This is a genomic window from Faecalicatena faecalis (assembly GCF_012524165.2).
GTDB lineage: Bacteria > Bacillota > Clostridia > Lachnospirales > Lachnospiraceae > Faecalicatena_A > Faecalicatena_A faecalis.
On record NZ_JABACJ020000036.1, the window covers coordinates 12,354 to 37,509 of the forward strand.

At 43.7% G+C, this 25,156-nt stretch carries 27 protein-coding genes; 24 read left to right on the plus strand and 3 right to left on the minus strand.

Translation table 11 applies throughout. The features are described from left to right. From HGO97_RS22060 to HGO97_RS22075, 4 genes are all read left to right on the plus strand, one after another. A complete protein-coding gene (locus HGO97_RS22060) occupies positions 1–1,137 on the plus strand; it encodes a sensor histidine kinase (protein WP_216245299.1) in 1,137 nt (378 codons plus the stop codon). Between the two features lie 226 nt (positions 1,138–1,363). After that, entirely contained in the window at positions 1,364–2,707 is a 1,344-nt protein-coding gene (locus HGO97_RS22065; RefSeq protein ID WP_246597694.1) for an ABC transporter permease, read from the plus strand. Between the two features lie 30 nt (positions 2,708–2,737). Next, positions 2,738–3,376 (plus strand): ATP-binding cassette domain-containing protein, encoded by a 639-nt coding sequence (locus tag HGO97_RS22070; RefSeq protein WP_216245302.1) that lies wholly within the window; start codon positions 2,738–2,740, stop codon positions 3,374–3,376. After that, complete coding sequence (locus tag HGO97_RS22075; RefSeq protein WP_216245304.1) at positions 3,373–3,678, plus strand: hypothetical protein; 306 nt, start codon at positions 3,373–3,375, stop codon at positions 3,676–3,678. Before HGO97_RS22070 ends, HGO97_RS22075 begins: the two co-directional genes overlap by 4 nt. Before the next feature lie 99 nt (positions 3,679–3,777). Here HGO97_RS22075 and HGO97_RS24100 read toward each other — a convergent pair whose 3' ends face one another. Next, positions 3,778–3,900 carry a hypothetical protein gene (locus tag HGO97_RS24100; protein ID WP_281420041.1) on the minus strand — a complete coding sequence of 41 codons (123 nt, stop codon included), beginning with the start codon at positions 3,898–3,900 and terminating at the stop codon, positions 3,778–3,780. Between the two features lie 274 nt (positions 3,901–4,174). On the opposite strand from HGO97_RS24100, the gene HGO97_RS23935 reads away from it, so the two are divergent. From HGO97_RS23935 to HGO97_RS22100, 6 genes are all read left to right on the plus strand, one after another. Next, positions 4,175–4,366, plus strand: a complete 192-nt coding sequence (locus HGO97_RS23935) for a helix-turn-helix domain-containing protein (protein WP_246597695.1) — start codon at positions 4,175–4,177, stop codon at positions 4,364–4,366. Next, a complete protein-coding gene (locus tag HGO97_RS22080; RefSeq protein ID WP_216245305.1) occupies positions 4,359–5,063 on the plus strand; it encodes a response regulator transcription factor in 705 nt (234 codons plus the stop codon). Before HGO97_RS23935 ends, HGO97_RS22080 begins: the two co-directional genes overlap by 8 nt. Next, complete coding sequence (locus HGO97_RS22085) at positions 5,064–6,488, plus strand: sensor histidine kinase (protein WP_216245311.1); 1,425 nt, start codon at positions 5,064–5,066, stop codon at positions 6,486–6,488. Between the two features lie 103 nt (positions 6,489–6,591). Next, the gene (locus tag HGO97_RS22090) at positions 6,592–6,963 is read left to right on the plus strand and encodes an FMN-binding protein (protein WP_216245312.1); all 372 of its coding nucleotides are present in this window, start codon (positions 6,592–6,594) and stop codon (positions 6,961–6,963) included. Positions 6,964–6,985: 22 nt separating this feature from the next. Then, on the plus strand, positions 6,986–9,463 hold the full coding sequence (locus HGO97_RS22095) for an ABC transporter permease (protein ID WP_216245362.1): 2,478 nt from the start codon (positions 6,986–6,988) through the stop codon (positions 9,461–9,463). A 14-nt stretch (positions 9,464–9,477) separates the two neighbouring features. Then, positions 9,478–10,164: an ABC transporter ATP-binding protein gene (locus tag HGO97_RS22100; protein ID WP_216245313.1), complete on the plus strand. Its 687-nt coding sequence runs from the start codon at positions 9,478–9,480 to the stop codon at positions 10,162–10,164. Between the two features lie 165 nt (positions 10,165–10,329). On the opposite strand, the gene HGO97_RS22105 is transcribed toward HGO97_RS22100, so the two are convergent. Continuing rightward, a complete protein-coding gene (locus HGO97_RS22105) occupies positions 10,330–11,190 on the minus strand; it encodes an AraC family transcriptional regulator (protein WP_216245314.1) in 861 nt (286 codons plus the stop codon). Positions 11,191–11,484: 294 nt separating this feature from the next. Here HGO97_RS22105 and HGO97_RS22110 point away from each other — a divergent pair, with 294 nt between their 5' ends. The 7 genes from HGO97_RS22110 (at position 11,485) to HGO97_RS22135 (ending at position 17,653) form a co-directional block, all read left to right on the plus strand. Next, positions 11,485–11,988 (plus strand): GyrI-like domain-containing protein, encoded by a 504-nt coding sequence (locus HGO97_RS22110; RefSeq protein WP_216245315.1) that lies wholly within the window; start codon positions 11,485–11,487, stop codon positions 11,986–11,988. A 67-nt stretch (positions 11,989–12,055) separates the two neighbouring features. Then, entirely contained in the window at positions 12,056–13,438 is a 1,383-nt protein-coding gene (locus HGO97_RS22115) for an MATE family efflux transporter (RefSeq protein WP_216245316.1), read from the plus strand. A 4-nt stretch (positions 13,439–13,442) separates the two neighbouring features. Further along, positions 13,443–15,686, plus strand: coding sequence for an ATP-binding cassette domain-containing protein (locus tag HGO97_RS22120; protein WP_216245317.1), 2,244 nt, complete (start codon positions 13,443–13,445; stop codon positions 15,684–15,686). A 60-nt stretch (positions 15,687–15,746) separates the two neighbouring features. Further along, complete coding sequence (locus tag HGO97_RS22125) at positions 15,747–16,115, plus strand: WHG domain-containing protein (protein ID WP_246597697.1); 369 nt, start codon at positions 15,747–15,749, stop codon at positions 16,113–16,115. Positions 16,116–16,350: 235 nt separating this feature from the next. Beyond that, a complete protein-coding gene (locus tag HGO97_RS24105) occupies positions 16,351–16,479 on the plus strand; it encodes a hypothetical protein (RefSeq protein ID WP_281420042.1) in 129 nt (42 codons plus the stop codon). Positions 16,480–16,724: 245 nt separating this feature from the next. Next, entirely contained in the window at positions 16,725–17,168 is a 444-nt protein-coding gene (locus HGO97_RS22130) for a ClbS/DfsB family four-helix bundle protein (protein ID WP_330654329.1), read from the plus strand. Between the two features lie 47 nt (positions 17,169–17,215). After that, a complete protein-coding gene (locus HGO97_RS22135; protein ID WP_216245319.1) occupies positions 17,216–17,653 on the plus strand; it encodes a pyridoxamine 5'-phosphate oxidase family protein in 438 nt (145 codons plus the stop codon). A 324-nt stretch (positions 17,654–17,977) separates the two neighbouring features. On the opposite strand, the gene HGO97_RS22140 is transcribed toward HGO97_RS22135, so the two are convergent. Next, positions 17,978–19,171, minus strand: a complete 1,194-nt coding sequence (locus HGO97_RS22140) for an IS110 family RNA-guided transposase (protein ID WP_216245321.1) — start codon at positions 19,169–19,171, stop codon at positions 17,978–17,980. Between the two features lie 394 nt (positions 19,172–19,565). On the opposite strand from HGO97_RS22140, the gene HGO97_RS22145 reads away from it, so the two are divergent. The 7 genes from HGO97_RS22145 to HGO97_RS22175 all read left to right on the plus strand — a co-directional run bounded on the left by HGO97_RS22145 (position 19,566) and on the right by HGO97_RS22175 (position 24,616). Next, positions 19,566–19,790, plus strand: coding sequence for a hypothetical protein (locus HGO97_RS22145; RefSeq protein WP_216245323.1), 225 nt, complete (start codon positions 19,566–19,568; stop codon positions 19,788–19,790). Between the two features lie 307 nt (positions 19,791–20,097). Continuing rightward, on the plus strand, positions 20,098–21,207 hold the full coding sequence (locus tag HGO97_RS22150; protein ID WP_216245325.1) for a DUF4097 family beta strand repeat-containing protein: 1,110 nt from the start codon (positions 20,098–20,100) through the stop codon (positions 21,205–21,207). 22 nt (positions 21,208–21,229) lie between these two features. After that, positions 21,230–21,496: a hypothetical protein gene (locus tag HGO97_RS22155; protein ID WP_216245327.1), complete on the plus strand. Its 267-nt coding sequence runs from the start codon at positions 21,230–21,232 to the stop codon at positions 21,494–21,496. 11 nt (positions 21,497–21,507) lie between these two features. Then, entirely contained in the window at positions 21,508–22,419 is a 912-nt protein-coding gene (locus tag HGO97_RS22160; protein WP_216245329.1) for an alpha/beta fold hydrolase, read from the plus strand. Positions 22,420–22,475: 56 nt separating this feature from the next. Then, positions 22,476–22,889 (plus strand): DUF3788 domain-containing protein, encoded by a 414-nt coding sequence (locus HGO97_RS22165; protein WP_216245331.1) that lies wholly within the window; start codon positions 22,476–22,478, stop codon positions 22,887–22,889. Between the two features lie 220 nt (positions 22,890–23,109). Beyond that, positions 23,110–23,829 (plus strand): winged helix-turn-helix transcriptional regulator, encoded by a 720-nt coding sequence (locus tag HGO97_RS24315; RefSeq protein WP_216245333.1) that lies wholly within the window; start codon positions 23,110–23,112, stop codon positions 23,827–23,829. 361 nt (positions 23,830–24,190) lie between these two features. Continuing rightward, entirely contained in the window at positions 24,191–24,616 is a 426-nt protein-coding gene (locus tag HGO97_RS22175) for an RNA polymerase sigma factor (RefSeq protein ID WP_216245335.1), read from the plus strand. The last annotated feature ends 540 nt before the right edge of the window (positions 24,617–25,156 follow it).

The window sequence follows — 25,156 nt, forward strand, 5'->3', positions numbered from 1 at the left end:
ATGAGAAGATTAAAGCTGTTTCCTAAGTTTTTTCTTTATACACTGGGTATTATGCTGTTGCTCATCGTACTCATACATGGTTTCCTTTATCTGCTTGCCCCCAGGATGCAGGTTGATTTCACACCTGCCACAGAAGCGGCAGGGAACATTACAGTCAGCATTGCAAGAGAGAGGATTGTAACGGAGGCGGTACAGAAGGCACTTCCCATCTCCTTGTGCTGTTCGCTGCTGATTTCCGTTGTCTGTTCACTCCTGCTGACCAAAGGAATTACAAAACCCATTCAGGAAATCTCTGCTTCTACAGACCCGATGAAGAAACTGGACAAAACAGCAGGATGTACCATCCACTCTAAGGACGAGATTGGATTGCTGGCGGAGAACATCAATGGGCTTTATTTTAACCTGCTGTCCACCATTGAGCATTTGGAAGGCGAAAAGAACCATGTCCGGGAGCTGGAACGGTCAAAGGTGGATTTCCTGCGGGCAGCATCCCATGAGCTGAAAACTCCGGTGACTGCCTTAAATGCGACTCTGGAAAACATGATACTTGGCGTGGGGAAATACCAGGACTGCGAGGCTTATCTGCCGGAATGCAAGGAGATGGTGGAACAGCTTGCCGTTATGATTCATGATATTTTAGAAACCTCCCGGTTAAATATGGCAGTATCGCAGGAGGAACCGGTTGAGACAAATTTACCGGATTTGATGGAAGAACTTTGTGAACCGTATCAGTTGATTGCAGCGGCCCACCAGATCTCATTTTCTTTCAAAATGCCAGCGGCTTTTCCAGTCAGAATTCCGGTAAAGGAGTTTGGCAGGGCTGTCTCTAATATCCTTGCAAATGCAGTTGCCTATACGGAGTCAGGGAAGTCTGTTTCTGTATATATGGTGGAACATACCTTATTCATTGAAAATGAGTGTACCCCAATCCACAAAGAGGAAATTTCCCGTCTGTTTCAGCCGTTCTACCGGCCTGACTTTTCCAGGAGCCGGGACAGCGGCGGGAATGGCCTGGGGTTGTATATTGTGGATACAATCTTTCAAACTTTACACATTCCTTATTCCTTTGCTCCCATGGATGAACCGGAAGGGATGCGCTTCACCATTCAGCTTATTGATGTGCCCCCAAAAAGTTAGACTTTTATTGCGTAACGGATTTTTACATCTGTTACGCATTTTTTATGCCCTGTTTCTATGCTGATTTCATACTGGTTCCATATGGAGATGCTATTCTGATCATACGTTCAGAACAACAAAATTAATACAGGAGGTATCAGAAGCTATGAGTTTTATGAAACGGGCGTTCCTATACGTCACACGAAAAAAGGGGAAAACAGTTCTCCTATTTGCAATTCTTCTTATTATGGCAACTTTTGTACTGACCGGGATTTCCATCTGGGGAGCGTCAGAGAGTGCACAGCTTGGACTGCGGCAAAGCCTGGGAGCCAGTTTTGAGGTGGCAGTGGACTGGTCGGATGAAAACCCCTATCTGGTCAGGGAGCCGGTAAACGGGCCGGAGAATGACGGTGGGAAGCAGGCCACGAATTTTCTGATGTATTCCACCAAACAGCTAAACCCTGAACAGGTAAAGGAAATCAGGCAGATGGAGGGTGTCAAATACTGTGATGCATCTGTAGAAAATCTGGCGGCTTTTGAGCAATTATCGCTATTTGCCGGAAAGATTCCGATAGATGAAGACTTCCGGAAACTGACGAAGGTGCTGGGCGTCTGGGGAACAGAGGAGAACGAACTGTTTGCTTCCGGTACACTTTCTTTAGTGGAAGGAAGGCACCTCACCCAGGAGGATACTGGCAAAGCTGTAATCTGTCTTGACCTGGCAGAAAAAAGCGGGGTGGGCGTGGGAGACTATCTGACAACCCAAAGTACGAAGGGAAAAGAGATAAAGGTTCAGATTGTAGGATTATTTGCTCCGGCGAAAGTCGAAGGGGTGGAAGAGATGGTCACCAGCTATGATAAGATTCAAAACCGGATTTTCACGGATCTGGATACGGCGGTCAAAATTGAGGACAGTCCCGCAATCAAGGGTTTTTCTGTAATCCATGTTACTGTGGAGGATCCCCAGGATATGGAACGGATCGTGTCTGAGGTGCAAAAATTGTCTTCCATAGACTGGGATGCCTTTACGGTTACGGTGGATAATGAGGCTTATGAGAAAGCAGCCCAGCCTCTTAAAGCACTGGGCAGTCTGATTGTGACGCTTTTGACCGTGATTGTGATAGTCAGTGTCATCATACTGGCCTTAATCCTGACACTCTGGACGAAAACCCGTATCCATGAAATCGGTGTTTTTCTGTCTGTGGGAATGAAGAAATCTGACATTATCGGACAGTTTCTGGTCGAGGTGATGATGATTGCCGTACTTGCCTTTGGGTTATCCTTTTTCACCAGTAGCGCCATTGCAGGACAGATTGGCAATCAGCTTTTAGAACAAAGCAGGCAGAATGGGGCGGAAAACCAGCAACAGGGGGCGGTTGCGTCGGATCCGGGCGGCTCGGCAGTAGTCGGAGGCAATGATTCTCTTATCAATTCTGATACAAGCATCGAAGAGATTCAGGTATCGGTAGGACTTGTGAACCTTGCAGAACTCTATTTGATTGGCTTTGCAGTAATCATTGCGGCAGTGGGCGTTTCGTCTGTGACGGTCATGCGGCTGAAGCCACGGGAAATCTTGTCTAAAATGAGTTAAGTGTCAGAAATAAGTTGAGGAGGAAGACAGATGTCAACATTAGAATTTAAAAATATATGTTATGCTTACGAAAAAGAGAAATGGATTTTATCCGAAGTTAGTGCGGTTTTGGAAACAGGAAAGATTTATGCGGTTCTTGGCCCATCGGGTTCAGGCAAGTCAACCCTGCTTTCTCTTTTAGGAGGTTTGGATACACCGACGAAAGGCAACATCCTGTTTAACGGGGAGGATATATTGGAAAAAGGGCTGGAGTACCATAGGCGGAACCGGGTTTCCCTGATTTTTCAGAATTATAACCTGATTGACTACATGACGCCCCTTGAAAATACTGCTTTAATAGCGAAACAGGACGGCATGCCGATTCTTAAGCGTCTGGGGCTTACTAAGGAAGAAGCACGGCGGAACATCCTCAAGCTTTCCGGCGGCCAGCAGCAGAGGGTGGCTGTTGCCAGGGCTCTTATCAGCGCCGCTTCGGTCATCCTGGCGGATGAGCCTACGGGCAATCTGGACGAGAACACTGCTTCGGAACTCACAGACATCTTAAGGGAAAGTGCCCACCAGTTCGGAAAATGTGTGGTTGTGGTGACACACTCCCAGGCAGTGGCAGAAAAGGCTGACGTTGTTTTAGAATTAAAACACAAAAAATTGAAAGAGAGGGAGATACTATGAAAAAGCGTATTACTCTATGGATTTGTATGTGCCTCTGTCTAATCTTGATTTTTTCATTGTTTGCCTGTATGGCTAACCAGGAGAAGCAGACCGCTTCACCGTCTCAATCGGAACATGTGACCAAAGATTCCATCTCTGGAGAGGATTCCTCCTCCGAACAGGATTTGACAGAATCACCGGAGGATAAGAGCAGTAATCCAGACGGTTCTGATATGGAAAAACCCAAAGATACTGGCGACACCACTGTGCGGTTTAAAAACCCTGGTGACAGTAATAACATAGAACTTGTCCCAAAGAAATAACAAATAGTTCCTTTTTTGAACAAATTTACAAAAATAATTTCTGTTTGAAAAATATAATACGTCGGGCTGAACTGGCCCGACGTATTAGAATGATTCGATTTACCAATTTGCATTGGACAATGCTTCTGCCTTTGTAAGGTATTTTTCTGCCTGTTCTTCTGTGATAGTCTCAATCGCAGTAATCTGCCCGGCCGAATTTCTTACAACGGATAAGTTGATCATACCTGCTTCATCCGATCAAAAAGTTACAAAACTACCATCAGAAAGTTGGTCAATGAAAAGCTTTACGCGCTGGCCTCTGTGATACAAAACTTCGCCATCTGCGGATAGCGTGATGCCAAATCCTGAATACTGCTCAAACTTGTTATTTCTGTTTACCGTTCACCTTTCTGCTTTGGATATGATTGACAACAATAGAGCATATTATTTGCAACCTGTCTATTGTTATTATTCGTAAGTCCGTATATAATGTGATTTAAGAAAGGGCGTAGATAATATGACAGGGTACATTACAGCTTCCGAGGCAGCAAAAAATTGGGGTATTTCAGAAAGGCGGGTACAGAAGCTATGTGAGGAAAACCGTATACCTGGTGTTTCTAAACTTAGTTATATGTGGCTTATACCAAAGGACGCAAAAAAGCCTGTTGACGGCAGGAGAAAAAGAAAAGGCGGTGTAGTCAATGAATAGCAAAATATTGTTAGTAGATGATGAAAAAGACATTGCTGATTTAATAGAAGAAGTATTACGTCAAGATAGTTTTGAAAACATTAAGAAAGTGTACACAGGTATGGACGCTGTTCAGATATGCCGGGAATATCAGCCGGACGTGATTGTTTTGGATATTATGCTGCCGGATATTGATGGTATCGAGGTATGCAAGCAAATACGGGAGTTCTCTTTTTGCTCTATTCTGTTTCTTTCCTCAAAAAATGATGATATTGACAAGATACTTGGGCTGTCCTGCGGTGGCGACGATTATATCACAAAACCCTTTAGCCCACGGGAGATTGTCTATCGTATCAAAGCGCAGCTCCGCCGCCAGCAATACCAGTCTGTCATACGAACAGACGTAAAAGGGCTGCTGACTGTCGGAGGACTTGCGCTTGATAAGGAAAGCAGCCGGATTTATAAAAATGGAAAGGAAATTGACTTGACCGGGAGGGAATTTCTGCTATTGTCTTATCTTATGGAAAATGCAGATAAGATTATTAGCAAGGAACGGCTATATGAACAGGTGTGGGGTGAATACAGCAGCATTTGTGATAACACAATCATGGTACATATTCGCCATATTCGGGAAAAGATTGAAGATACCCCGTCAACCCCGAAACAACTGATTACGATAAAAGGCTTGGGCTATAAGCTAAAGAAAAGGACTGATTAAATGAAACAATCCGGCTACCGTACCACTTTTCACATATATTCAATATTCTTCTTGTCGCTGTTAGGGACGCTCCTTGTGGCGTGCTGCCTTTTTGCCATGCTTATTACCGCACCAGACCCGAACGGCAAAAATGTCCGCAGTGATTGGGCTAAAAATTTTACTTTGGATTTTTCGGACTGCATTATTTTTGTGGATGGTAGCCCCACAGTAAAACAGACAGGCATAGAACGATTGCAGGATAACCATATCGGACTGCAAATTTTGGACACCGCCGGAAATGAAGTATATGCGTACCAAAAGCTGGACAATGCACAGGACACTTACTCTAACGCTGACCTTTTGCAGCTTAATCAAACTGGAAACCTTGATACAGAGAATAGGACTTCCTTTGTAGGTATCGTAACAGAGCGCGGAAAGGACTATGTCTATATTCTCCATTTCCCTATGAACATTCAAAAAGTAACCATGTATTTAAACGGGGAACGATTTACAGGCGGGAAAAAAATTGTTTTCTCAACGATTGGCATTTTATTAGCAGTTATCATTTTTTTAGGGTTGGTTTATGGTTTTCTTATGACAAAAACTATCCGTAAATTAGTAACGTCCATACAGGATATTTCTGGACGATGTTATCTTCCTGTTAAGGCAAAGGGTGCATTTGGCGATCTATACAATAGTCTGAATGAATTGGACGCGGGCGTAAAGGCAAGCGATAAGCTGCGGGAGGAAACGGAAACTATACGCCGGGAATGGATTGCTAACATTACACACGACTTAAAGACCCCACTATCCCCGATTAAAGGCTATGCGGAAATTTTATATGATGACACAGAAAAAGCAGCAGTTGAGTACAGGCGATATGCGGGTATTATTCTAAAAAACGCGGCATATATGGAAACTCTGATTGAAGATTTAAAATTAACATGGCAATTAGAAAACGGTACATTTCCAGTAAATAGGCAGGAACAGAATATTGTCCGCTTCTTGCGCGAATTGTCCATTGATATATTGAACTGCCCCGAATACGAAAACCGCATGATTTTGTTCGAGTGTAGCAATAATATTACAGACGAAACAGCACTCTTATCTTTTGACACAAAACTTTTCACAAGGGCGTTTCAAAATCTGATTATCAATGCGTTTGTGCATGGAACTAAAGACACGGAAGTAACCCTAAAAATTGGGGCTTCTGAAAGTGAGTTGACTATAAACGTATCAGACAATGGCTACGGCATGAGCAATGTGGAGGCAGAACGATTATTTGAGCGATATTACAGAGGGACAAATACGGAGAGCAAAACCGAGGGTACAGGCTTAGGGCTTGCAATCGCAAAGAACATTATAGAGCTTCATGGTGGTACAATTTCTGTTTACAGTAACCCCGGCGTTGGGACTTCTTTTCTTATCCGTTTTCCCGGCAATTAAGGTTAATTAAGGTAGAATAAAAATTAGATTAAGGTTGACCGTTTACTATGTTAAGTGTAGTGACGGTCAACCTTTTTTCTATTTATAGACGAGGAGGTGGAACATGAAAAAGAAAAAGGTGATTTCATTGTTAGTAACGATACTGATTACCACCCTTGTGTGCTTTGCCGCCTTTGCATTACTGTTGCGTCCGCAGACATTAGAGATTGGGACGGTGGACTTAAACACAGTTACAGATGGCGAATATATCGGCGTTTATCAAAACAAGATTTTAATAGCCGTTGTCAAAGTTTGCGTAAAAAACCATGAAATAGCGGATATTGAGATATTGGAGCATAAGGCTTCTTACATGGAGCAGGCTGAAACAATCGCCGGGAAAGTATGTGCCGAACAAACATTACAGGTTGACGCTGTATCGGGCGCGACGCTTACCAGTGATACCGTTCTGAAAGCAATCGAAAATGCGTTGAAATAACGCATGGAAAGTAGGTGTGAATTTGAAAATCATTCTAAAGTATATCTTAACAAACGTAAAAGAGCGTAAAGCAAGAACTTTCATTATGCTTCTTTCAATCCTGCTGTCTGCTATGCTGCTGTTCGTTTCCTTTTCTATCGGCGTTTCCTATGAAAGTGCACAGCGGAAAATGGCACGCGGCATGGCGGGGAGTGCGACTGTTTCTGTTCAGAGTGTGGAGGGCGGTATTCATGCAGACGATATTCCCGCCCTGCCAGACATACAGACAAAAGCAGGAATTGTAGAGGGAACTTCCCTTTACCATGAAAACGGATACTATGAAACAGTTGACCTCTTAGCGGCTGATATGGAAGCATTAAAGCAAATCAATAAACCACGACTAATTGGGGGCGGCGAAGTTACCGCATTTTCCGGCAATCAGATTATCTTGCCGGACAGGTTTACATCAAAATATGGCATAAAAAAAGGCGATACTGTTACCTTACAAATAAATGGCTCACCAGTGGATTTTGAAGTAGCGGAAATTGCCGCTTATGACACAGTTTTCCTGCGTCACACAAGGGGCGCAACAGCACTTCTGCCTTTGGAAACCATAAAAGAAGTTTTGGGGTGGGAGGACGGTTACAGCGAAATTCTGATTGAACCCGTCAAAAAAGGTACAACAGGCAATCTTGTCTCTGAACTGCAAAATGCTCTTGATAATGGAAAGTACCGGGTATCGGAAATTGTCAATGAAGCGCAGATAGCCGCCGACGCAAGGCAGAAATCCATGCCTTTTTTTCTAATCAGTTTCTTTTCATTAACTATGAGTATTTTTATCATTTACAGCAGCTATAAAGTCATTACCTTAGACCGTTTACCGATCATTGGCACATTCCGCAGTATCGGCGCGACGGAAAAGACCGTAACCCGTATTCTGCTTTTGGAAAGCCTGTTTTACGGCTGCACAGGTGGGTTGATTGGTATTCCTATTGGTATGATTGTATTAAAAGGCATTTTGCAGGGAATGGGCAAATCATTATCACAGGGAATTGAAATCCCCGCTGTTATCTCTATTCCCGGTGTTATTCTTTCTTTTGCAGTTGCCGTGATCGTGTCTTTGTTTTCGGCATGGCTGCCTGTCCACAGGGCAAGCCGGCTACCGATAAAAGATATCGTCTTAGGTACGGTGGAGGAAAAGCATATCCCGCGTCCTCTGATTGTCGGAACAGGAATTGTGCTGTTTATCGTGTCCGCTTTATTACCGCACTTTGCGTCCGGCACTATGCTTTATCTTGCAGGTGGTTTTTCTCTGTTAGGTCTGATTGCCGCTACTATACTTGTGATACCGATTTTCACAAATATAGCAAGCGCAGGCTTGGAACACTTCTATGGTGCATTAGCGGGAAATGAGGGCAGGATTGCCGCCCGTAACATGAAAGATAATAAGAATGTCACGCAGAATATTACGCTGCTGTTCATCAGCATATCAGCGATTATTGCAATCAATGTTGTGGGGAATTTTGTAACAACTTATATCGGCGACGTATTTCATGGCGCAGAGCTTCAAGGTTTTGCCGACGGACACATGAAGCCGGAATTTGTGGAACAGGTAAAAGATATGGACGGAGTAGAAAAGGTATTACCTCTTTATGTGTTTAAGAACAATGTGCAGGGGAATAGTGAACCCATTTCCCGTTTAGAAGGAACGGATAATTTGGAATGGTATAATTCTATGTTTGCACTTAATTACACGGATAGTCCCATGAGCGAACAGGCTGCACTCTCTTTTGCTTCTGGTGAACGGGCAGTAATTATAAACGAAGATTGCATGAAGCGGGGCGGTTTTTCCATAGGCGATACGATTACACTATCAAATGGAACAAGCGGAAATTCCTATGTAGTGGTAGGTAGTTTCAAATCAAGGGCAACTGATGTGGAAGCAGTTATTCCCTCTAGGTACGCCGTATCTGACTTTGGCGCGTCTGACTATGACTTTTTAGCTTATACCGCCACAGACCCCGACGCAATTATGGTACAGATACGGGCTTTATTCGGGGAAACCTCAAATTGGAGCCGTACCGTGGAGGAATTTAACAACGACGCGCTCGCAACTGTTGGCGCATTTTTAGAACCAATGCACAGCATGACCTATTTTATCCTGCTGCTTGCGACTGTCGGCGTTATCAATAACCTTTTAATCAACTATATACAAAAGCGGCGCACCATTGCCATGTATAAATCCATTGGGCTAAGTAACCGTCAAAACAGGAAGATGACACTGATAGAGGGCTTTTCTTCCGGGCTTATCGGTGCTGTCATTGCTATTGTCGTTTCTTACATGGAAATACAGACCATTTTCCTTGTTGCGGGACCAAAAATTTCGATGACACCGGAACTGGACGTTTGGACATTTCTCGTTGCGGGGACATTAGGAATTATCGTTACCCTACTTGGCTCCATAGTACCAATTTTTAAAAGTCAAAAAATGAAACTGGTGGAAGAAATCAAATTTGAGTAAGGAGAGCTTGACAAATGAACATAATAACAGAGAAAGTTGCCATTGAGGGCAAGAATATAATTAAGGACTTTCAGCTTGGCGATACCAAAACAAGAGTGCTTAAAAACATATCACTGAAAGTGAAACAAGGTGAATTTGTTTCTATCATGGGACAGTCCGGCTCTGGAAAAAGTACGCTGCTTTATATTCTTGGTGGGCTTGATGTACCTACAAGCGGTTCTGTCTTTATGAACGGCATGGACATTTCAAAATTCAATGATGAAAAAATGAGCCGGATCAGACGGCAGAACATAGGATTTGTTTTCCAGTTTTACAACCTTATCCCTAATTTGAATGTGGCAGAAAATATCATGCTTCCACTTTTGTTGGACGGAAAGAAAATGCGGGACTACAAAAAACCGCTGAAAGATATTTTAGAGGTAGTCGGCTTATCTGACAAACGAGGGCATACGCCCCGCGAATTGTCCGGGGGACAACAGCAACGCGTCGCAATCGCCCGCGCGCTAATTGGAAATCCCGAAATCCTGTTTGCAGACGAACCGACGGGAAACCTTGATAGTCATACAGGAGCAGAGATAATGGATTTATTGCAGCGTATCAACAAGGAACGTGGACAGACAATTATCATGGTTACTCATTCACCGGAAGCGGCAAAAAGCAGCAACCGTGTTGTCACCGTAAGTGACGGACTACTTGAATAACCACACCATTTAACCGAATAGAAATGTAATCTGCCGGACGACGGCAAAGAAAAAAAGCCGTCGAAAAGCAGCAGACGGGTGAACAGTGTAAAAGATGGAGTGATAATCTAAATACTCGGTGATATGTAAAACACCGTCAGTGCCTGTATACAAAACGGTGTCCTGTCATTTGATAGGAATAAAAATTTTAACTTCATTATCTGGATCATCAAATGATAAAATTTCATGCTCATAAACTTCAAAATCTTCCCTGTCATCCAGTTCTTCCCTGGTGGTCTGCAGCCATGTTCCGAAGATATACTGATATGTTTTATATAAGTTTCCAAGTGTGCCCCGATGGGTGAAAACAGCGTATCTTCCTGCACGCAGCGTCTTTTTTGCCAGTTCCAGCGGCAGACAATCAAAATCCTTCACCGGACCGCCGATCATGACGGAATATAACACGTCGCCGTCTTTTGTATAAGCCGTCTTTTGCGTTTCACAAATGCCATATCCCGCAGATGTGGTGAAAAAATCTTTGTTAAGACCATGGAACTGTTCCCATAGTCCGGGCAGCTGATTGTCAGACAGGGAAGTAGTCCCACGAAGCCCGGCTACTTTTGTCTCACCTAACAGGATGATTTTGGGAGCGTGTGAAATATGATTGGCAATATGGCACACATCTTCCGGCACCAGTTCTTTTTTTGCTTTTATCACCAAATCAAGTCCGGCTTTCCGGTAATCTACAGGACTGTATCCAAAAACAGCTTTAAAGGCCCTGCTGAACGCCTCTGACGATTCAAAACCACAGTCAAGTGCAATATCAATGACCTTCTGGTCGGAATGAATCAGTTTTTCGGACGCATTGTAAAGCCTCCGACGGTTGATATAGTGTCCCACGGATTCACCTAAAACAGAAGAAAACAGTCGGGTCATGTGGTAGTAGGAGTAGCCGGTTTCTCTTGATACTTCATTCAGACCGATATTTTCATTTAAATGTGCTTCGATATAGGTAATGGCCCTTTCTAAAGGGGGATATCGTTTCAAACAGGCACCTCCATCCGTTTTTTACTATTATAGCAAATATTGTGGGCATGGCAACGGAAATATCTGGTGTTTTGGTATGCAAAACAGTATTTTAGCAGCAGAAATTTCCAGACATAACTATAGACGTTCTAAGAGACAGAAAAACAATAACTTTGAATTTTTGTATTTGTTAAAAGCGCAAAAAATATCATGCACAATACTTCTATGACACGTAAAATAGAAACAGGTTATGACTTTAAATGTAAGGGAGGATGTTTGTGAGACAAGAACAAATCAATCCGATGGAGGGGAATCATGCAGTATAGAATCTGTAAAAAAAGCACAATCCGGATAGTCGGCGTAAAAATCCCACTTGTGGAAGAACACGAGGTAAATATGCTCCTTATCCTAAGATTTTGGCAGCAGACCATTGGGACAGGACAGATTCAGCAGATCAGTAAAATGGCGGAGCTGGAACCTTATGGAGTCCTTGGTATCAGCGCTTATTTTGACCCGCAGCATATCTACTATTATATAGCAGCGGCCACAAACCGGCCTGTACCCCCAGGAATGGAAGAGTTTCGGATACCTGAAGCCACCTGGTGCATGGTAACAGCAGATCCATGCTGCCATGTGACTTCCGATGACATGTTCCGGTATCTGCATTTAGAAGTTCTGCCATCATCAGGCCTTTTTTATGCAGAGCTGCCGGATATCGAGGTATATCCTATAGAAGGCAGGGGCATGGAGACGCCGATTCAGGAGGCATGGTTTGCCGTCAGGCCTTCGGATGAAGAAAAACCGCAAAAAGTATCATGAATGGGTTGCGCTCCTTTGATATACTAATCCAGCGTAAATGATGAAAAAAATCAAAGGAGAAAAAGAAATGGACAAAACTATTAAAACAGTGAGGGAAAACCCTCTTGCAGCCGAACCTCTCGGCAGGCTGCTCATAAAATTTGCAATCCCATCTGTCTTATCCATGCTGGTGGATGCACTTTACAACATCGTAGACCAGATATTCATTGGGCGTGGGGTGGGATATCTTGGCATTGCTGCAACCACGGTTACTTTTCCTTTCGTCACGATTCTTTTATCCATCGCCACCCTGCTGGGGATTGGCGGCAGTGTCTATACGTCCATGAACTTAGGGGCAGGAAAAGAAGCAGAAGCCGAAAAAACCCTTGGAACGGTATTTATCCTGTCTGTTGCCACAGGTATTCTGTTTACCGTTATATGCCTTACTTTCCTGAAACCGCTGGCACTAGCTTTTGGGGCTACAAAGGGGGTACAGGGCTCACTGTCCTATGTACTGGATTATGCCCCGATCATTTTACTTGGCGCACCCTTTAGTATGGCAGCTATTGCTCTGTCCAGTATGGCCAGAGCGGATGGCAGCCCCATCCTGGCTATGGGATGCTTCCTGGTCGGAGCGGTAATCAACCTGATTTTGGATCCAATCTATATATTTGTTTTTAACTGGGGAGTGAAGGGTGCAGCAATCGCTACCGTAACCTCGCAGATCATGTCCGAGGTCATACTGTTGGTTTACTTTTTAAAGAAGGGGCATATCCGGTTAAGAAGAAAAAATATCTGCCCGACATTACCCATCTGCGGTCAGATATTTGCGTTCGGGCTTCCAGCCTGCATGATTCAGGTGGCGGCAGCAATTCTGCAGATTGAACTGAACAAAGCGGTGGTGGGCTGTAAAATGGCAGGCGTTGGCAGCGAAGCGGCACTTAGCAGTCTTGGGATTGTGCTTCGAATCAGTTCTGTAGTGGTTTCTATTTGTGTGGGGATTGCACTTGGGATGCAGCCGATTATCGGATTTAACAAAGGCGCTGGTTTCGAACACCGGGTCAAAGAAACCTATAAAAAGGCGGTTGGCGCAGCTACGGTGGTTTCTGTGATTGGCTGGCTTATTTGTGAGTTATTCCCGGCGGAGATTCTGCAGATTTTTGGGATGAATGAGCCGGCATCTATGGCATTTGGTATCAAGTGTATGCGCATTTTCCTGTTCGGACTGGTGTTTGCTGGATTTCAGGTGGTGTCAGCCCAGTATTATCTGGCAGCCGGACAGGCAGTGAAAGCGATGCTGCTTTCCATCCTCCGGCCACTTCTGCTGATGGTACCGCTCATCTATATTTTTTCGGGTATCTGGAGAATGGACGGGATTCTGTACGCAGGTCCCACAGCAGACATCCTTACGGCTCTGATTGCAGCAGGTTTGGTTGGATATGACAGCAGGAAAAAGAGAAAAGGAGTGTAATCAAATGGCAGATATTATGGTACATGGGCTTACCCAAAATAACTTGAAACACGTCACATTCAGAATCCCGAAGGAAAGGATTACGGTATTTACCGGGGTGTCCGGGTCAGGGAAATCCAGTATTGTCTTTGACACGATTGCAGCGGAATCCCAGCGGCAGATGAACTTAACCTACCCGGCATTTGTACGGTCCAGGCTTCCCAAATACCCCAAACCGGCAGTGGAGCGCATTGACAATCTGACACCGTCCGTTGTGGTGGACCAGTCCTCCTTAGGGGGAAATGCACGCTCCACAGTAGGGACCATCAGCGGACTGTATGCCAGCCTGCGGCTGTTGTTTTCCAGGATTGGGCAGCCCTTTGTGGGAACTGCGTCCTATTTCTCTTTTAATGACCCCAACGGGATGTGCAAGACCTGTTCCGGTCTCGGAAAAGTTACAAAAGTGGATATGGAAGCAGTCCTGGATCGGAATAAATCCTGGAACCAGGGCTGTGTGAAGGATTCCCTGTACCGTCCAGGATCCTGGTATTGGAAGCAGTATGCTGAGTCAGGGCTGTTCGACCTTGATAAACCCATCCGGGATTACACAAAAGAGGAATACAACCTTCTTCTCTATGGTGCCCGTGATGGTAAGGGAGAGCCGGAGAACCCGAAAGTAACTGGATTGTACCATAAGTATACGAAAACCCTCTTAAACCGGGATATCAGCAGCAAAAGCAGACACACCAAAGAAAAGTCAAAAAACCTGATCACGGAAATAGAATGTAGTGACTGTCATGGAAAAAGGCTGAATGAGGCGGCTTTGAACTGTAGAATAAACGGGTATTCTATTGCAGACATGTGCGAGATGGAGCTGACTCTCCTGCGTGAAGTCCTGACACAGATCACGGACCAGACAGTGGGTCTGCTGGTTCATACCATTCTGGAGGGATTGGACCGGATGATCGAGATTGGACTCCCTTATCTGCATCTGAACCGGGAAACACCCTCCCTGTCCGGCGGGGAGGCACAACGGCTGAAGCTGGTCCGGTATATGGGAAGCAGTCTGACCGGGATGACCTATATCTTTGACGAACCCAGTGCCGGGATGCATCCACGGGATGTCTACCGTATGAATCATCTTCTCAAGAAGCTTCGGGATAAAGGAAATACAGTCCTTGTGGTGGAACATGATAAAGACGTAATCTCCATTGCAGACCATGTCATTGACGTGGGGCCTGCGGCAGGACAAAACGGCGGTGAAATCGTGTTTGAGGGAAGCTATCCGGAACTACTTAGGGCAGATACCCCGACGGGAAAAGCCATGCAAAAGTCGTTCCCCATAAAACAGATGCCACGTAAAGCCACCGGCAGCCTGCCGGTAAGGGATGCCTGCCTTCATAACTTAAAGCATGTGGATGTGGACATCCCTCTGGGAATCATGACGGTGGTGACTGGTGTGGCCGGTTCGGGAAAGAGTACCCTCATTTCCCAGGTATTTGCGAGAGCATATGAGAATGAAGTGGTGATGGTGGACCAGGGGCCGATTACAGCCACCAGCCGCTCTACACCAGCTTCCTACCTGGGCTTCTTTGATGAGATACGAAAACTTCTGGCACGGGAGAACAGTAAGCCGGAAAGCCTGTTCAGTTTTAATTCCGCCGGCGCCTGCCCGGTCTGCGGCGGTAAAGGCGTTCTCGTTACGGAACTTGCCTTTATGGATCCGATTGTCACTGAATGCGAAGCCTGCGGCGGTGTGCGGTATAACAAAGAAGCGCTTGCCTGTACCTACAAGGGCAGGAATATTGTGGAACTGCTGGGGCTGACCGCTTCCCAGGCGATGGAACTATTTGAGGATGCCAGGATCAGGAAACGCCTGAGCGTAATGCAGCAGGTGGGATTATCCTATCTGACGCTGGGGCAGCCCCTTAGTACCCTGTCCGGGGGAGAGCGGCAGCGGATCAAGCTGGCAAAGAACCTGGGGAAGAAGGGCAGTATCATTGTCATGGATGAGCCGACCACAGGCCTTCACAGGTCTGACATAGAAAATCTGTTGAAACTGTTTGATGGGATTGTGTCCGGCGGAAATACGCTGGTGGTGATTGAACATAACCTGGACGTGATGAAGCAGGCGGACTGGATCATCGACATCGGCCCTGATGGAGGGAAGAACGGGGGAGAGGTGGTATTTGCAGGGACACCGGAGGAGATGCTTCAAAATGCAAAGACACTGACAGCGGACTGTCTGCGTGCATCCAGTATTTCATAGACGAATTCCTGTTTTCCCTGCTTCTGATTAGAAAATTAATGAGAAGAGAAAGAACAGAGCTTGACAAAACTCATGCTCTATGGCTGGCGGCATATGGAAGAAAGGATGTTGGAGGCTGCAGTGGGGGTCAGTAGATACGATGCATGGGAGGCAATCTGCAGGGCATTTTATGATTATACGACAGAAAATCCAGGTGTTTTTAGCGCTATGCTCTGGTATAACAAATACCAGAATAATGAAGCAGAGAAGGTTACAAAAAGGCTATTTGCTATCTGCTCGAAAATTACTTCTTCGCTACATATTTCTGAGGAAAACTGTAATCATCTGATTCGTACATTCCGCGCGTTTTTGGAGAACTTTCACTGCTGGTTAATAACGATGCATTTGGCCATTCGCTGCCGATGGAGGACAACATTGAGTTTTCTCTAAAGGTATTGATTGCCGGGATGAAAGAACTGGGAGAAAAAAGCGATAGAAATTAAATTTGATGACTGCGTTATTACCGCATACCATGTGGAGGAATAAATCCGATTTATCATATAGTATCTTCAATTGTCAGAAAATCGTATGATTTTCGTCAATAAGAATTCATACACCACGAAGATAAAACGAAAATACAATCCCTCTTTTCCTGATATAATCAAAAATAAGGCATCAGAAATGTATGGCAGGATTTGATGAAATGTCGTTTTTTTTCAAGACAAAGGAGTTTGCTTATGATAAAGTAATTGATTACATAGAAATGATTGAAGCATGCCATCAGATTCTTCAAGATAAGACATCACTTCGCTAGGAACGGGCATGCTTTATTGTACCGATATGGAGGAAGCGAAAACTTGGCTGGTCAGTGATTCTGTAATTTCATAGGGTTTGTGGAGGGAGGTCAACCGTGGTTGCATTAAATTGGTAAGTAATATCATAATTAAGTTTTAATAAAAGAAAAATGGAGGTGCATGATGCAGGAATACACAAGTAAAGAGGATTTGGTTGAAGAAATAAAAAAAAACAGCAGCTAAATTTATAGGAGAATTTGATAACATAGTAGAAGATGACAGCGATTTAAGGTTGGAGGGTGTGGATAGAACGCCCCGTGAAATGCTTGCCTATCAGCTTGGCTGGATGGGGCTCATTCGCGGATGGGATAGTGATGAACTGGCAGGGAAAGAAGTGATTACTCCAGCGCCGGGATATAAATGGAACCAAATGAGTGCGATTTATGAAGGGTTTTATGCCACCTATAATGCACAGAGCCTGTCAGAGCTAAAACAAATGTATAAACAGGCAGTTGCTGACTTACTAAACTGGCTGCAAGACTTTTCAGATGACGAGCTTTTCCAACCGGGAGGTCGAAAATGGGCACAATCCACCCCCTCTAATTGGCCAATTTGGAAATGGATTCATATTAATACAGCCGCACCCTTTAAGACATTTCGGAGTAAAATTCGTAAGTGGAAGAAGGTGCGTGCAGAGATTTGCCATTGATTTATATCGATATACTTCAAGTACAGAATAGGTAGATAGGAGAAAGAATGGACAGAATTACTCGATTTTTTGATATTATACGCAAGGACATGAGTGTAGTGCTTGCTACGGCATCAGGTGAAAGCGTTACTATGCGGCAGGTTAGTCCGGTTGGTTATAGAGGAAATATTTTAATTTTCACGGATCCCGGTTCACTGAAATATCAGCAGCTAAAAGCAAATCCTAACTGCTGCATTGCTGCCGGCCCTTTTTTTGCAGAAGCAAAAGCCGTATTTTTAGGTGCAACGATGATGGATTCTAATGAAGAATTACGCCAGGTCTACTGTGAAAAATTTCCGGGGGCTTTTGACGAAGGTGTTGCCCTGGGAGGCAGAGATGCGGAATTCATTTTATTTGAGCCATTGAAGTTAAAAGGATGGGCATTTGAAGATGATATTCCGACTTCGGATGGGGTGCCTACCATTCCATTTGAAATCGATATTTGAATATCCGTTCTAAGCAGGAGGTGTATTTGCGAGAAAGAATATCAATACGCATATGACTATTATGTTGGCAGGAGCAGTAGTTGCTATTATTCGCAGAAATCACCGGAAGAAACACTAACTATTGTTTGTAGGGCTGTTCTAGTACATTTTCTTGGGTAAAGGAGCCAATAGGTGGAAAGCACACACTTGGCGATAAAGGCGTACTCGATAAATCTTGCTAATGTTTGTCAACCCTTTTTTTGATTTTTTCAGAAGAAAAAAGAGTAACCTTAATAAATCTACCATATTGTAGATTTGAAAAAAGAAGTATAGAATTAAGATGATTTACTTATAAAGCTCCATCGCACGAGCATAGTAAATTCGGAGAAACTTATTAACGCCAGCCATTTTTGCAACGTTGTAAGGTTTTCCTTCCTGTTCCTTTTTGAGAATGAAAAGGTAAACAGGATCATCTTGAGGTTTTGTCAGTTTGAGAGCCTGCATGACCTCAAAACAAGCTTTTCTGAGAGCAGAACTGCCACGCTTGGATATGTGGCGGTTCCTGCTTTCAAATTGCCCTGACTGATATGGGGGAGCATCGTTTCCAGCATAGGAGTTGAGAGCCTTTGCGCTGTGGAAACGGCGGATATCTCCGATTTCAGCCAGAATAATGGGACCTAACCTGTCTCCAACGCCGTTCATTGCACGTAAAATCCTGTATTCAGGTATTGTTCCTGCAATGTTTTGCATTTGAGCGATTTCTTCATCAGCAGCGTTTTGTACAGCAGCCAATAAATCAACTAACTGATTTTGAGCGGCAATTATGTAGTCATTGTCTCCACGAGTTGTTATACTGTCACAGGCTAATTCATAGATAGATAAGCTTTTTTGTGGAGCATATCTATCATGGCTCTTTTTCATAAGTGTGGCATAGGAAGATAGGAATCTTGATTTGCCCATTGCCTTAACCCGATCGAAAGAACCGTATTTCTTAATAAAAAGTAACAAGGCACACTCATCGGGTTTGCGACTTTTCAGCTTTAACAAAGACGTTATTCCTGGCATGGTTTCATCAAGAAGATTTGTCAGCTGTGTCTTTGTATAGGTTACCGTTGAAATACGTTGGTTGTACTGACGGGAAAGAAACTTCAGGTCTTCATATTTTTGTTCCAAAGAAGTGTATGGCGTAAGCATATATGACTTTTCCAAGGCGTATTTTGCGATTCTCAAGGCGTCCTTTTTATCAGTTTTCGCCTTATGGATTTCAACATCTCCATATTTTTTCATTTGATATGGATTTACGAGACATACAGGGAATCCTTCTTCTTGAAGTTTTTTTAATACTGGATAATGATAATGCCCAGTGTATTCCAAGAGGATAATAAAAGTATCATCAAGGCTATTTAAATAGTTTACCATAGCATCCATATCCGAAAGGGTATGATGCATAATAAATGGTTTGGCACGTATGCTACCATCTGAGTTAAGAACAGCAACGGTGCTTTTCGCTTTTGAAACATCAATTCCAACAGCAATCATAGTGATACCTCCTAATAAAGATTTGACTGGTTCCAACGCTTCAGGGTCCATTCATATTCGTTAGTGAAACGGGAGCAGATAAACTGTCACAACTTGCTGAATCGAATGCAGGAACATGAAGGCTGGCTAACACATTTGTCTCCGGGCGTGGTATCCCAATTGGAAATTCCGTTAGCCAATCACCTTCAGTATAAAAGAAAAGTGAAGGCTGTTAAAACCCTCACTTATATATTACGAATTGGAATTTGGAGGGACAATGTATGGTTGATTTTATAGCAGGCATTATTGAGTTAATAACAAAACCTTGGGTAGATAAAATGAATAAGAAATAGAGAACCAGAAAAAAGTAACTTCCAGCTTGTCGGGCAGAAAATTAGAAGTTATGGAGGTAGGTATGAAAAAATTATATAGTATATTAAAAACCATATTATGGTGCTTCATTGGTGTATTTATAGGCAGCAGTATCTATCAATACTATGACTACAAAGTTCACCCTGGGTTATACGAAATGCAATCTGCTCCTTGGTATTTATCAATTGAGATTCGGGGAATTTTTACTGCTGTTATTGTTGTAATAATCCTTGTAGCCATGTGGATAATCCGAAAGAAAATGAATTGAGTAAATCCCAGTTTGTGAGATAAGAATAAAGGCTAAGGTTAACAAAAAAATACGAAAATCCTTGACCCTAACGTATCGTGATAAATAGAGAGTTCACTATCACAACCAATTGCAAGAGATGCAATTAAAAGGTATGGAGATGTAGAAAAATTTATGGACGAAATGATTCCAAACTTTAGCCACCTATCAGAAATCGTTGACGAACTAATGCGTTCTGGCAAAGAATAACTTAACAGATAAATAGATTAGCATAAAATTCAGTTTGCCGGAAGACGGCAAAATAACAAACTTGTGGAGGTAAAGTGACATGAAACGAAGATCTAAGCTAAGCATTGCAGTCGCTGCCGGACTTGCTGCCATAGCGCTTTGTGGGTGCGCTGTGACGAGGGCCAGTGCGGATATGCCGCCAACCAGTGCTTTAGCGGCGGAGTCTCTTTATCAGGACAATCCTGCCATGTCCACGATGGTAAGCGCATCCACTGGGAAACTCGCGTTTAAATCGGACGGCGGTTATTATAAGCACTCCGGCAGCGATCTCTGGGCCACCCTGCGCTCGGCCAGCACTCCCAACACGGTGACGGCCATCAAGACCATCCCCAATCAAAATATCGCGACCCTTCGGGTGAATGCCGATCTCTGCGGTGTAGCGGTGGAGCCCTCTGAGAGCGGGAGCTTTGAGTTTAGCTACATAGGAGTCAAGGAAGCCGGGGACATCGCCGTAGAAACGGCGATAAAGGATGGTGTGCTCACTGTGACCTGTACCGGCGCCATGCCCACGGAGGGCTACGTGAACACCGACCCGGACTTCCGGGTGAACACGGTGCTCGTGGGTGTACCCACCGGGGTTTTACAGGAGATCCGCCTGGACTGCGGCGTAGGCAGCCTGCTGGTAAACGGCGTGGATGTGCCGGTCCGCGGTATAGGGAACAGCGGCCTAATCCGGGTGACTGGGAATACGATTTCCGCTTCCGTGGAACTTCAATGCGACCGCGGCGTTTTGGCCGTCCAGGGTACCACGGTGTCCGCGCCCGTGATCCTGAACGCCAGAAACGGCAGTGTGGCGCTCACCGCTGCAACCGTTACCGGCAAAGCGGACCTCTCCACCAAGAACGGCAGTATGGACATAAAGGTGGATCAGCTGGACAATGCCAGACTGGAATCCAGAAACGGCTCGATTACGGCCGAGATCGACGCTGTGGGAGAAAATGTGTTCGCCGGCGTGGAAAACGGTATGCTAAAGTTTCATTTGACTAAGGAGCCTCAAAATCTGGTCTTCCATCTGTCCGGCGGCTGGGACGGACGCTGGGGAGCGGAACTGCTCAAGGGCTGGCATGACGGCTATACGGTTGGCACTGGAAAGCCGGTGCTGGAACTCTCTGCCTCGCCCAATGGCATATTGAGCTTTACAGTAAACTGAAATTTTTAAGGGGTAAGACGTGATGAGCAGATATGATGCTCTGTGGAAATATGTACAAGATAGTGTAAGCCCGTGGGGTCAACGCGTCATTAGATTTTATGATTTAGACGGATATATCATAGAGGTTGGTGAAGATATGAAAACGGTGATAAATCGTTTTCTTGCTTCCGGTATGACAATAGAAGAGGTGTATGTGAAAATGGATATTTCTATTGCGTCCTGGTTACCAAAAAAGAAAGCCATAACTGTATGGTGTAATAAATTTGCATTTGTGCCAAGATGGGAATAGGGAAAAAGGAAATGTATATTAACGAACAGAAAAAAATTATGATAAATGGCGTGCAGCAATTTGTTTCCATACGCGCAGAAGTTAAGGATACCCCTTTGCTTCTTTATCTTCACGGAGGGCCAGGGGATGCGGCTCTTCCACTGGTTATGAAGTATAACAAGGAATTAGAAAAGTATTTTACGGTTGTTATCTGGGAACAGCGTGGAGCAGGAAAGTCTTATTATAAATTTGATGGTGAGATAACCATAAATATTTTCCTGCAAGACCTTCATACCCTCATAAAATATCTGCTGGCACGATTTTGTCAAAACGCTTTATTCCTGGCAGGTCATTCATGGGGAAGTGTCCTGGGACTTTCTTTTATTCAATCTCACCCTGAACTGGTGCGCACTTATATCGGCTGCGGGCAGGTTGTGAATATGAAGAAATCTTCTAAAACTGCCTACGATTATGCACTTATGCATGCTGACAAAAAAGATTTGAAACGGTTAGAAAAAATTGACTTTTCCTATTCTTCTGAAAAATGGTTAGACGATTTGCTTTTCGTCACAAGACAGGTTGTGAAGCACAAGGGTTCTCTCTATGGACGAACGAATTATAATAATTTGGTTAAGCCCTTTCTGCTTTCAAAATACTATACGATTCCTGATCTGCTCAGGAGGCAGAAGGGCAGTTTACAGGCAATCCAATACTTATGGCAGGAGTTGATGGAAATCAATTTTGAAAGCCAGACGAAGTATGAAGTTCCTATCATATTTGTTGAAGGACGGTATGACAGCCATGTATCATCCGCCCTTGTAAAAAGTTATTTTGACCAGTTAGAAACAGAAAAAAAATTCTTTTGGTTTGAAAAATCCTGTCATTTTCCACAATGGAGTGAGAGTGAGCGGTTTAACAAACTCATGGCCGAGTTGCTTTTATAGCATCACCAGAAATGGCTCAGTAAGTATATACGGAAATTTTAGAGGAGAACGCTATTATGTATGAAAGAATGCTGAATAAACAAGAGGTGCCCACACCCGCAGATATGGCTTCATACTGCGGCGAAACAGCAGAGCTGTTTACACAGCTTAATGAGTGGTTAAGCGAAAACTTCGAAACAGCACAGAAAATCACTTTTCCCTACGGTAATCAGTATGGCTGGGGAGTTGCTCATAGGAGAAAGAAGAGCCTGGTTTGCAATATTTTTGCAGAGAAAAACGCTTTTACGGTGATGATGAGGTTATCCAATGCTCAGTTTGAATTAGAATATGACAATGTAAAAAAATACGCACAAGAATATATCAATCATAAATATCCCTGCAGTGATGGCGGCTGGATCCATTATCGTGTGACATGCAAAGAGCATTTGGATGATATAAGGAGATTATTATCAGTTAAATGCTCCACTTAATCCAGAACCCAGCGTCTGGCATACGCAAAGATGTTTTTTTTACAGGTTTGTGGAGAAATGTGTACTTTTCGTTCGCTTTTCTTAGATTTGATTACAATATGAAACAATAATCAAGGGGAGTGGGGGATTTGACAAAACCAAATCATATGAGGAATAATAAAAAGTTGCAGCTGACAATACAGATATAGGTACAGTTTTCCAAACTGGTGTTTATGGAGGAGTGGGGAGAATAGAAATTAAATTGCTGATTATCACAAGTGGGAAACAATTTAATATAGACTCTCTGGACTGGATAGACAAATCGGTTACAATTTATTATGCCACCGGTTTACAGGATGCGTTGTTTCATCTCACTATAATTTCCTACCATCTGATTATTATAGAAAAGGGACAAGATGAGGAAATTACGCGCAGTATAATTGAAACCATCAGAACATTGAAGAAAACTCCAATTTTGGTTTTTATGGCAGGAACGATTGATGAAAAAAGAGTCTATATTGAAACAGGAGCTGATGCAATAATAGAGTATTCTACTGCTGGTGAAGAGATTAGGTTAATGATTTATGCTCTTGTCAGAAGGTATGTATGTTGGCATGAAAATATGATTGCAGAAAAGGAAATCATAGTGGAGAAACCATTGATTATCAACCAGGTTAGACGAAAGGTTTTCTGGAATGAGAAAGAAATCAGGCTTACCAGACATGAGTTTGATTTTTTGTATCTTCTGGCTGCTACACCAGGGAGGGTATATACGTTTAGTCAGATTTATCAGATTGTTTGGAAAGAGCATTATTATGAAGAGAGTAATAACATCCTCTGGTGTTTACGCCACCGTATTCGGGATAAACTAAAAGTTATAGAGCCAAAAGCAGCGGATATTATCAAGAATGTTCGTGGGATAGGGTATTACTTGGAATTACATAAGGAAGATTTTAGCTGAAACAGATTCTTAAAAAGGTCTGTTTCTTTTTTTGTCGAAACTTGCGAAAACTGACAGTAAATTGACAGTTAGTAAACAGGTTTCTGACAGTTGGGTTTAGTATACTGCGATATTGCCAAAAAATGGGATAGTTCACCATCCCATCATGCAAAGGAGCAGTATATTTGCAGGAAAGTCGTACAAAAGAGGCATTCTTTTGGAAAAATCAATATGGTGTCATAATCCAGCAATGGATTGTGACACTTTTTTCCGCGACAAATCCCGTCAAGAATTTACAAAATACTACTTCAAATAAAAGAATCCGGTCACCTCCGCACTTCGATTTGATTTCTCAAAAATATCAAATCGGAGGTAGGAAAGGATGGCCTATAACAAAGCAAGAGAAGAAAAGAAATGGAGACATTGGAAGGAAAATGAAGAAAAGCAATTGCGGGAACTGGGAATGGACGAAAGTGCAATCCAAGAACTGCGGAGTATGGATTGGGAAGAGTTTAAGTCTGAGCGGCGGTATCGGGAGCATCAAGTTGTTTTCCCGGAGGAATCAGGCCTTTGGACCTCTGAACTGGAAGAACCGGATATCACAGGAATTCAGCCTCTATTAGATGCTATCGGTGATGAAAGGCTCTTACATATCCTGTTGGACGCAGACAGGAAGACGCTGCAGATTATCTTATTGAAGATGATGGGATTTACTGTAAAAGAGATTTCCAATAAGACAGGAATGCCGGAACAGACCATTTATACAAAAATCGGCCGCCTGAGAAAAAATTTTCTCAAACTTGAATAAAAAACATATATTTCAGCGGCTATAGGGTAGAGGGGGAAATCTGCCCCCTCTTGCTCTTTGACAATCCAATATCAGCATTACAGGTACGTTCCCGCAAGTAGTAGCGTGACAGAGTAAGCGCCAGGACAAATGGGACCGGCAGTCAGAAAAAGGAAACATAAGTATCAGAAACTTTGTTTTCCCCAGTCTGCGCTGTCTGGTTTTGTTTCGAGCGATTCCTTATATTTGAAATAAAGCCGTGGCTGGCTTTCCGCCATGATTACAAGCGGGGGATAATGATACGTTTACCTGCCAAAGAGCAGAGGATGGACATTGGGTTGTAATCAGCAAGACCCTTTGGAAATTTGCGAATGACATCTGGCCGGATGTCTGCCTGTAATGTTCCCGCCACAAGATTGTGGAAGGTTTCCGGGGGAGCGGGGTCAAATACGGAGCCAGAATCATTTTAAATTTAGAAATCAATGAAAGTGTGTGGTTGATATCAGATACATGCGGCTGTGAAGAGCATGGCCGCATTGATGTGGTATCAACTTCATGCGG

What these genes read in the sequence shown, in the direction of transcription:
- HGO97_RS22175 (WP_216245335.1), top strand. Translation starts at nt 24,191, where the DNA reads ATGGCCTATAACAAAGCAAGAGAAGAAAAGAAATGGAGACATTGGAAG.
- HGO97_RS22070 (WP_216245302.1), top strand. Translation starts at nt 2,738, where the DNA reads ATGTCAACATTAGAATTTAAAAATATATGTTATGCTTACGAAAAAGAG.
- HGO97_RS22145 (WP_216245323.1), top strand. Translation starts at nt 19,566, where the DNA reads ATGAAAAAATTATATAGTATATTAAAAACCATATTATGGTGCTTCATT.
- HGO97_RS22060 (WP_216245299.1), top strand. Translation starts at nt 1, where the DNA reads ATGAGAAGATTAAAGCTGTTTCCTAAGTTTTTTCTTTATACACTGGGT.
- HGO97_RS22160 (WP_216245329.1), top strand. Translation starts at nt 21,508, where the DNA reads ATGTATATTAACGAACAGAAAAAAATTATGATAAATGGCGTGCAGCAA.
- HGO97_RS23935 (WP_246597695.1), top strand. Translation starts at nt 4,175, where the DNA reads ATGACAGGGTACATTACAGCTTCCGAGGCAGCAAAAAATTGGGGTATT.
- HGO97_RS22140 (WP_216245321.1), bottom strand. Translation starts at nt 19,171, where the DNA reads ATGATTGCTGTTGGAATTGATGTTTCAAAAGCGAAAAGCACCGTTGCT.
- HGO97_RS22085 (WP_216245311.1), top strand. Translation starts at nt 5,064, where the DNA reads ATGAAACAATCCGGCTACCGTACCACTTTTCACATATATTCAATATTC.
- HGO97_RS22150 (WP_216245325.1), top strand. Translation starts at nt 20,098, where the DNA reads ATGAAACGAAGATCTAAGCTAAGCATTGCAGTCGCTGCCGGACTTGCT.
- HGO97_RS22100 (WP_216245313.1), top strand. Translation starts at nt 9,478, where the DNA reads ATGAACATAATAACAGAGAAAGTTGCCATTGAGGGCAAGAATATAATT.
- HGO97_RS22090 (WP_216245312.1), top strand. Translation starts at nt 6,592, where the DNA reads ATGAAAAAGAAAAAGGTGATTTCATTGTTAGTAACGATACTGATTACC.
- HGO97_RS22120 (WP_216245317.1), top strand. Translation starts at nt 13,443, where the DNA reads ATGGCAGATATTATGGTACATGGGCTTACCCAAAATAACTTGAAACAC.
- HGO97_RS22080 (WP_216245305.1), top strand. Translation starts at nt 4,359, where the DNA reads ATGAATAGCAAAATATTGTTAGTAGATGATGAAAAAGACATTGCTGAT.
- HGO97_RS24105 (WP_281420042.1), top strand. Translation starts at nt 16,351, where the DNA reads ATGGCAGGATTTGATGAAATGTCGTTTTTTTTCAAGACAAAGGAGTTT.
- HGO97_RS24100 (WP_281420041.1), bottom strand. Translation starts at nt 3,900, where the DNA reads ATGATCAACTTATCCGTTGTAAGAAATTCGGCCGGGCAGATTACTGCG.
- HGO97_RS22135 (WP_216245319.1), top strand. Translation starts at nt 17,216, where the DNA reads ATGGACAGAATTACTCGATTTTTTGATATTATACGCAAGGACATGAGT.
- HGO97_RS22075 (WP_216245304.1), top strand. Translation starts at nt 3,373, where the DNA reads ATGAAAAAGCGTATTACTCTATGGATTTGTATGTGCCTCTGTCTAATC.
- HGO97_RS22165 (WP_216245331.1), top strand. Translation starts at nt 22,476, where the DNA reads ATGTATGAAAGAATGCTGAATAAACAAGAGGTGCCCACACCCGCAGAT.
- HGO97_RS22110 (WP_216245315.1), top strand. Translation starts at nt 11,485, where the DNA reads ATGCAGTATAGAATCTGTAAAAAAAGCACAATCCGGATAGTCGGCGTA.
- HGO97_RS22065 (WP_246597694.1), top strand. Translation starts at nt 1,364, where the DNA reads ATGGCAACTTTTGTACTGACCGGGATTTCCATCTGGGGAGCGTCAGAG.
- HGO97_RS22155 (WP_216245327.1), top strand. Translation starts at nt 21,230, where the DNA reads ATGAGCAGATATGATGCTCTGTGGAAATATGTACAAGATAGTGTAAGC.
- HGO97_RS22115 (WP_216245316.1), top strand. Translation starts at nt 12,056, where the DNA reads ATGGACAAAACTATTAAAACAGTGAGGGAAAACCCTCTTGCAGCCGAA.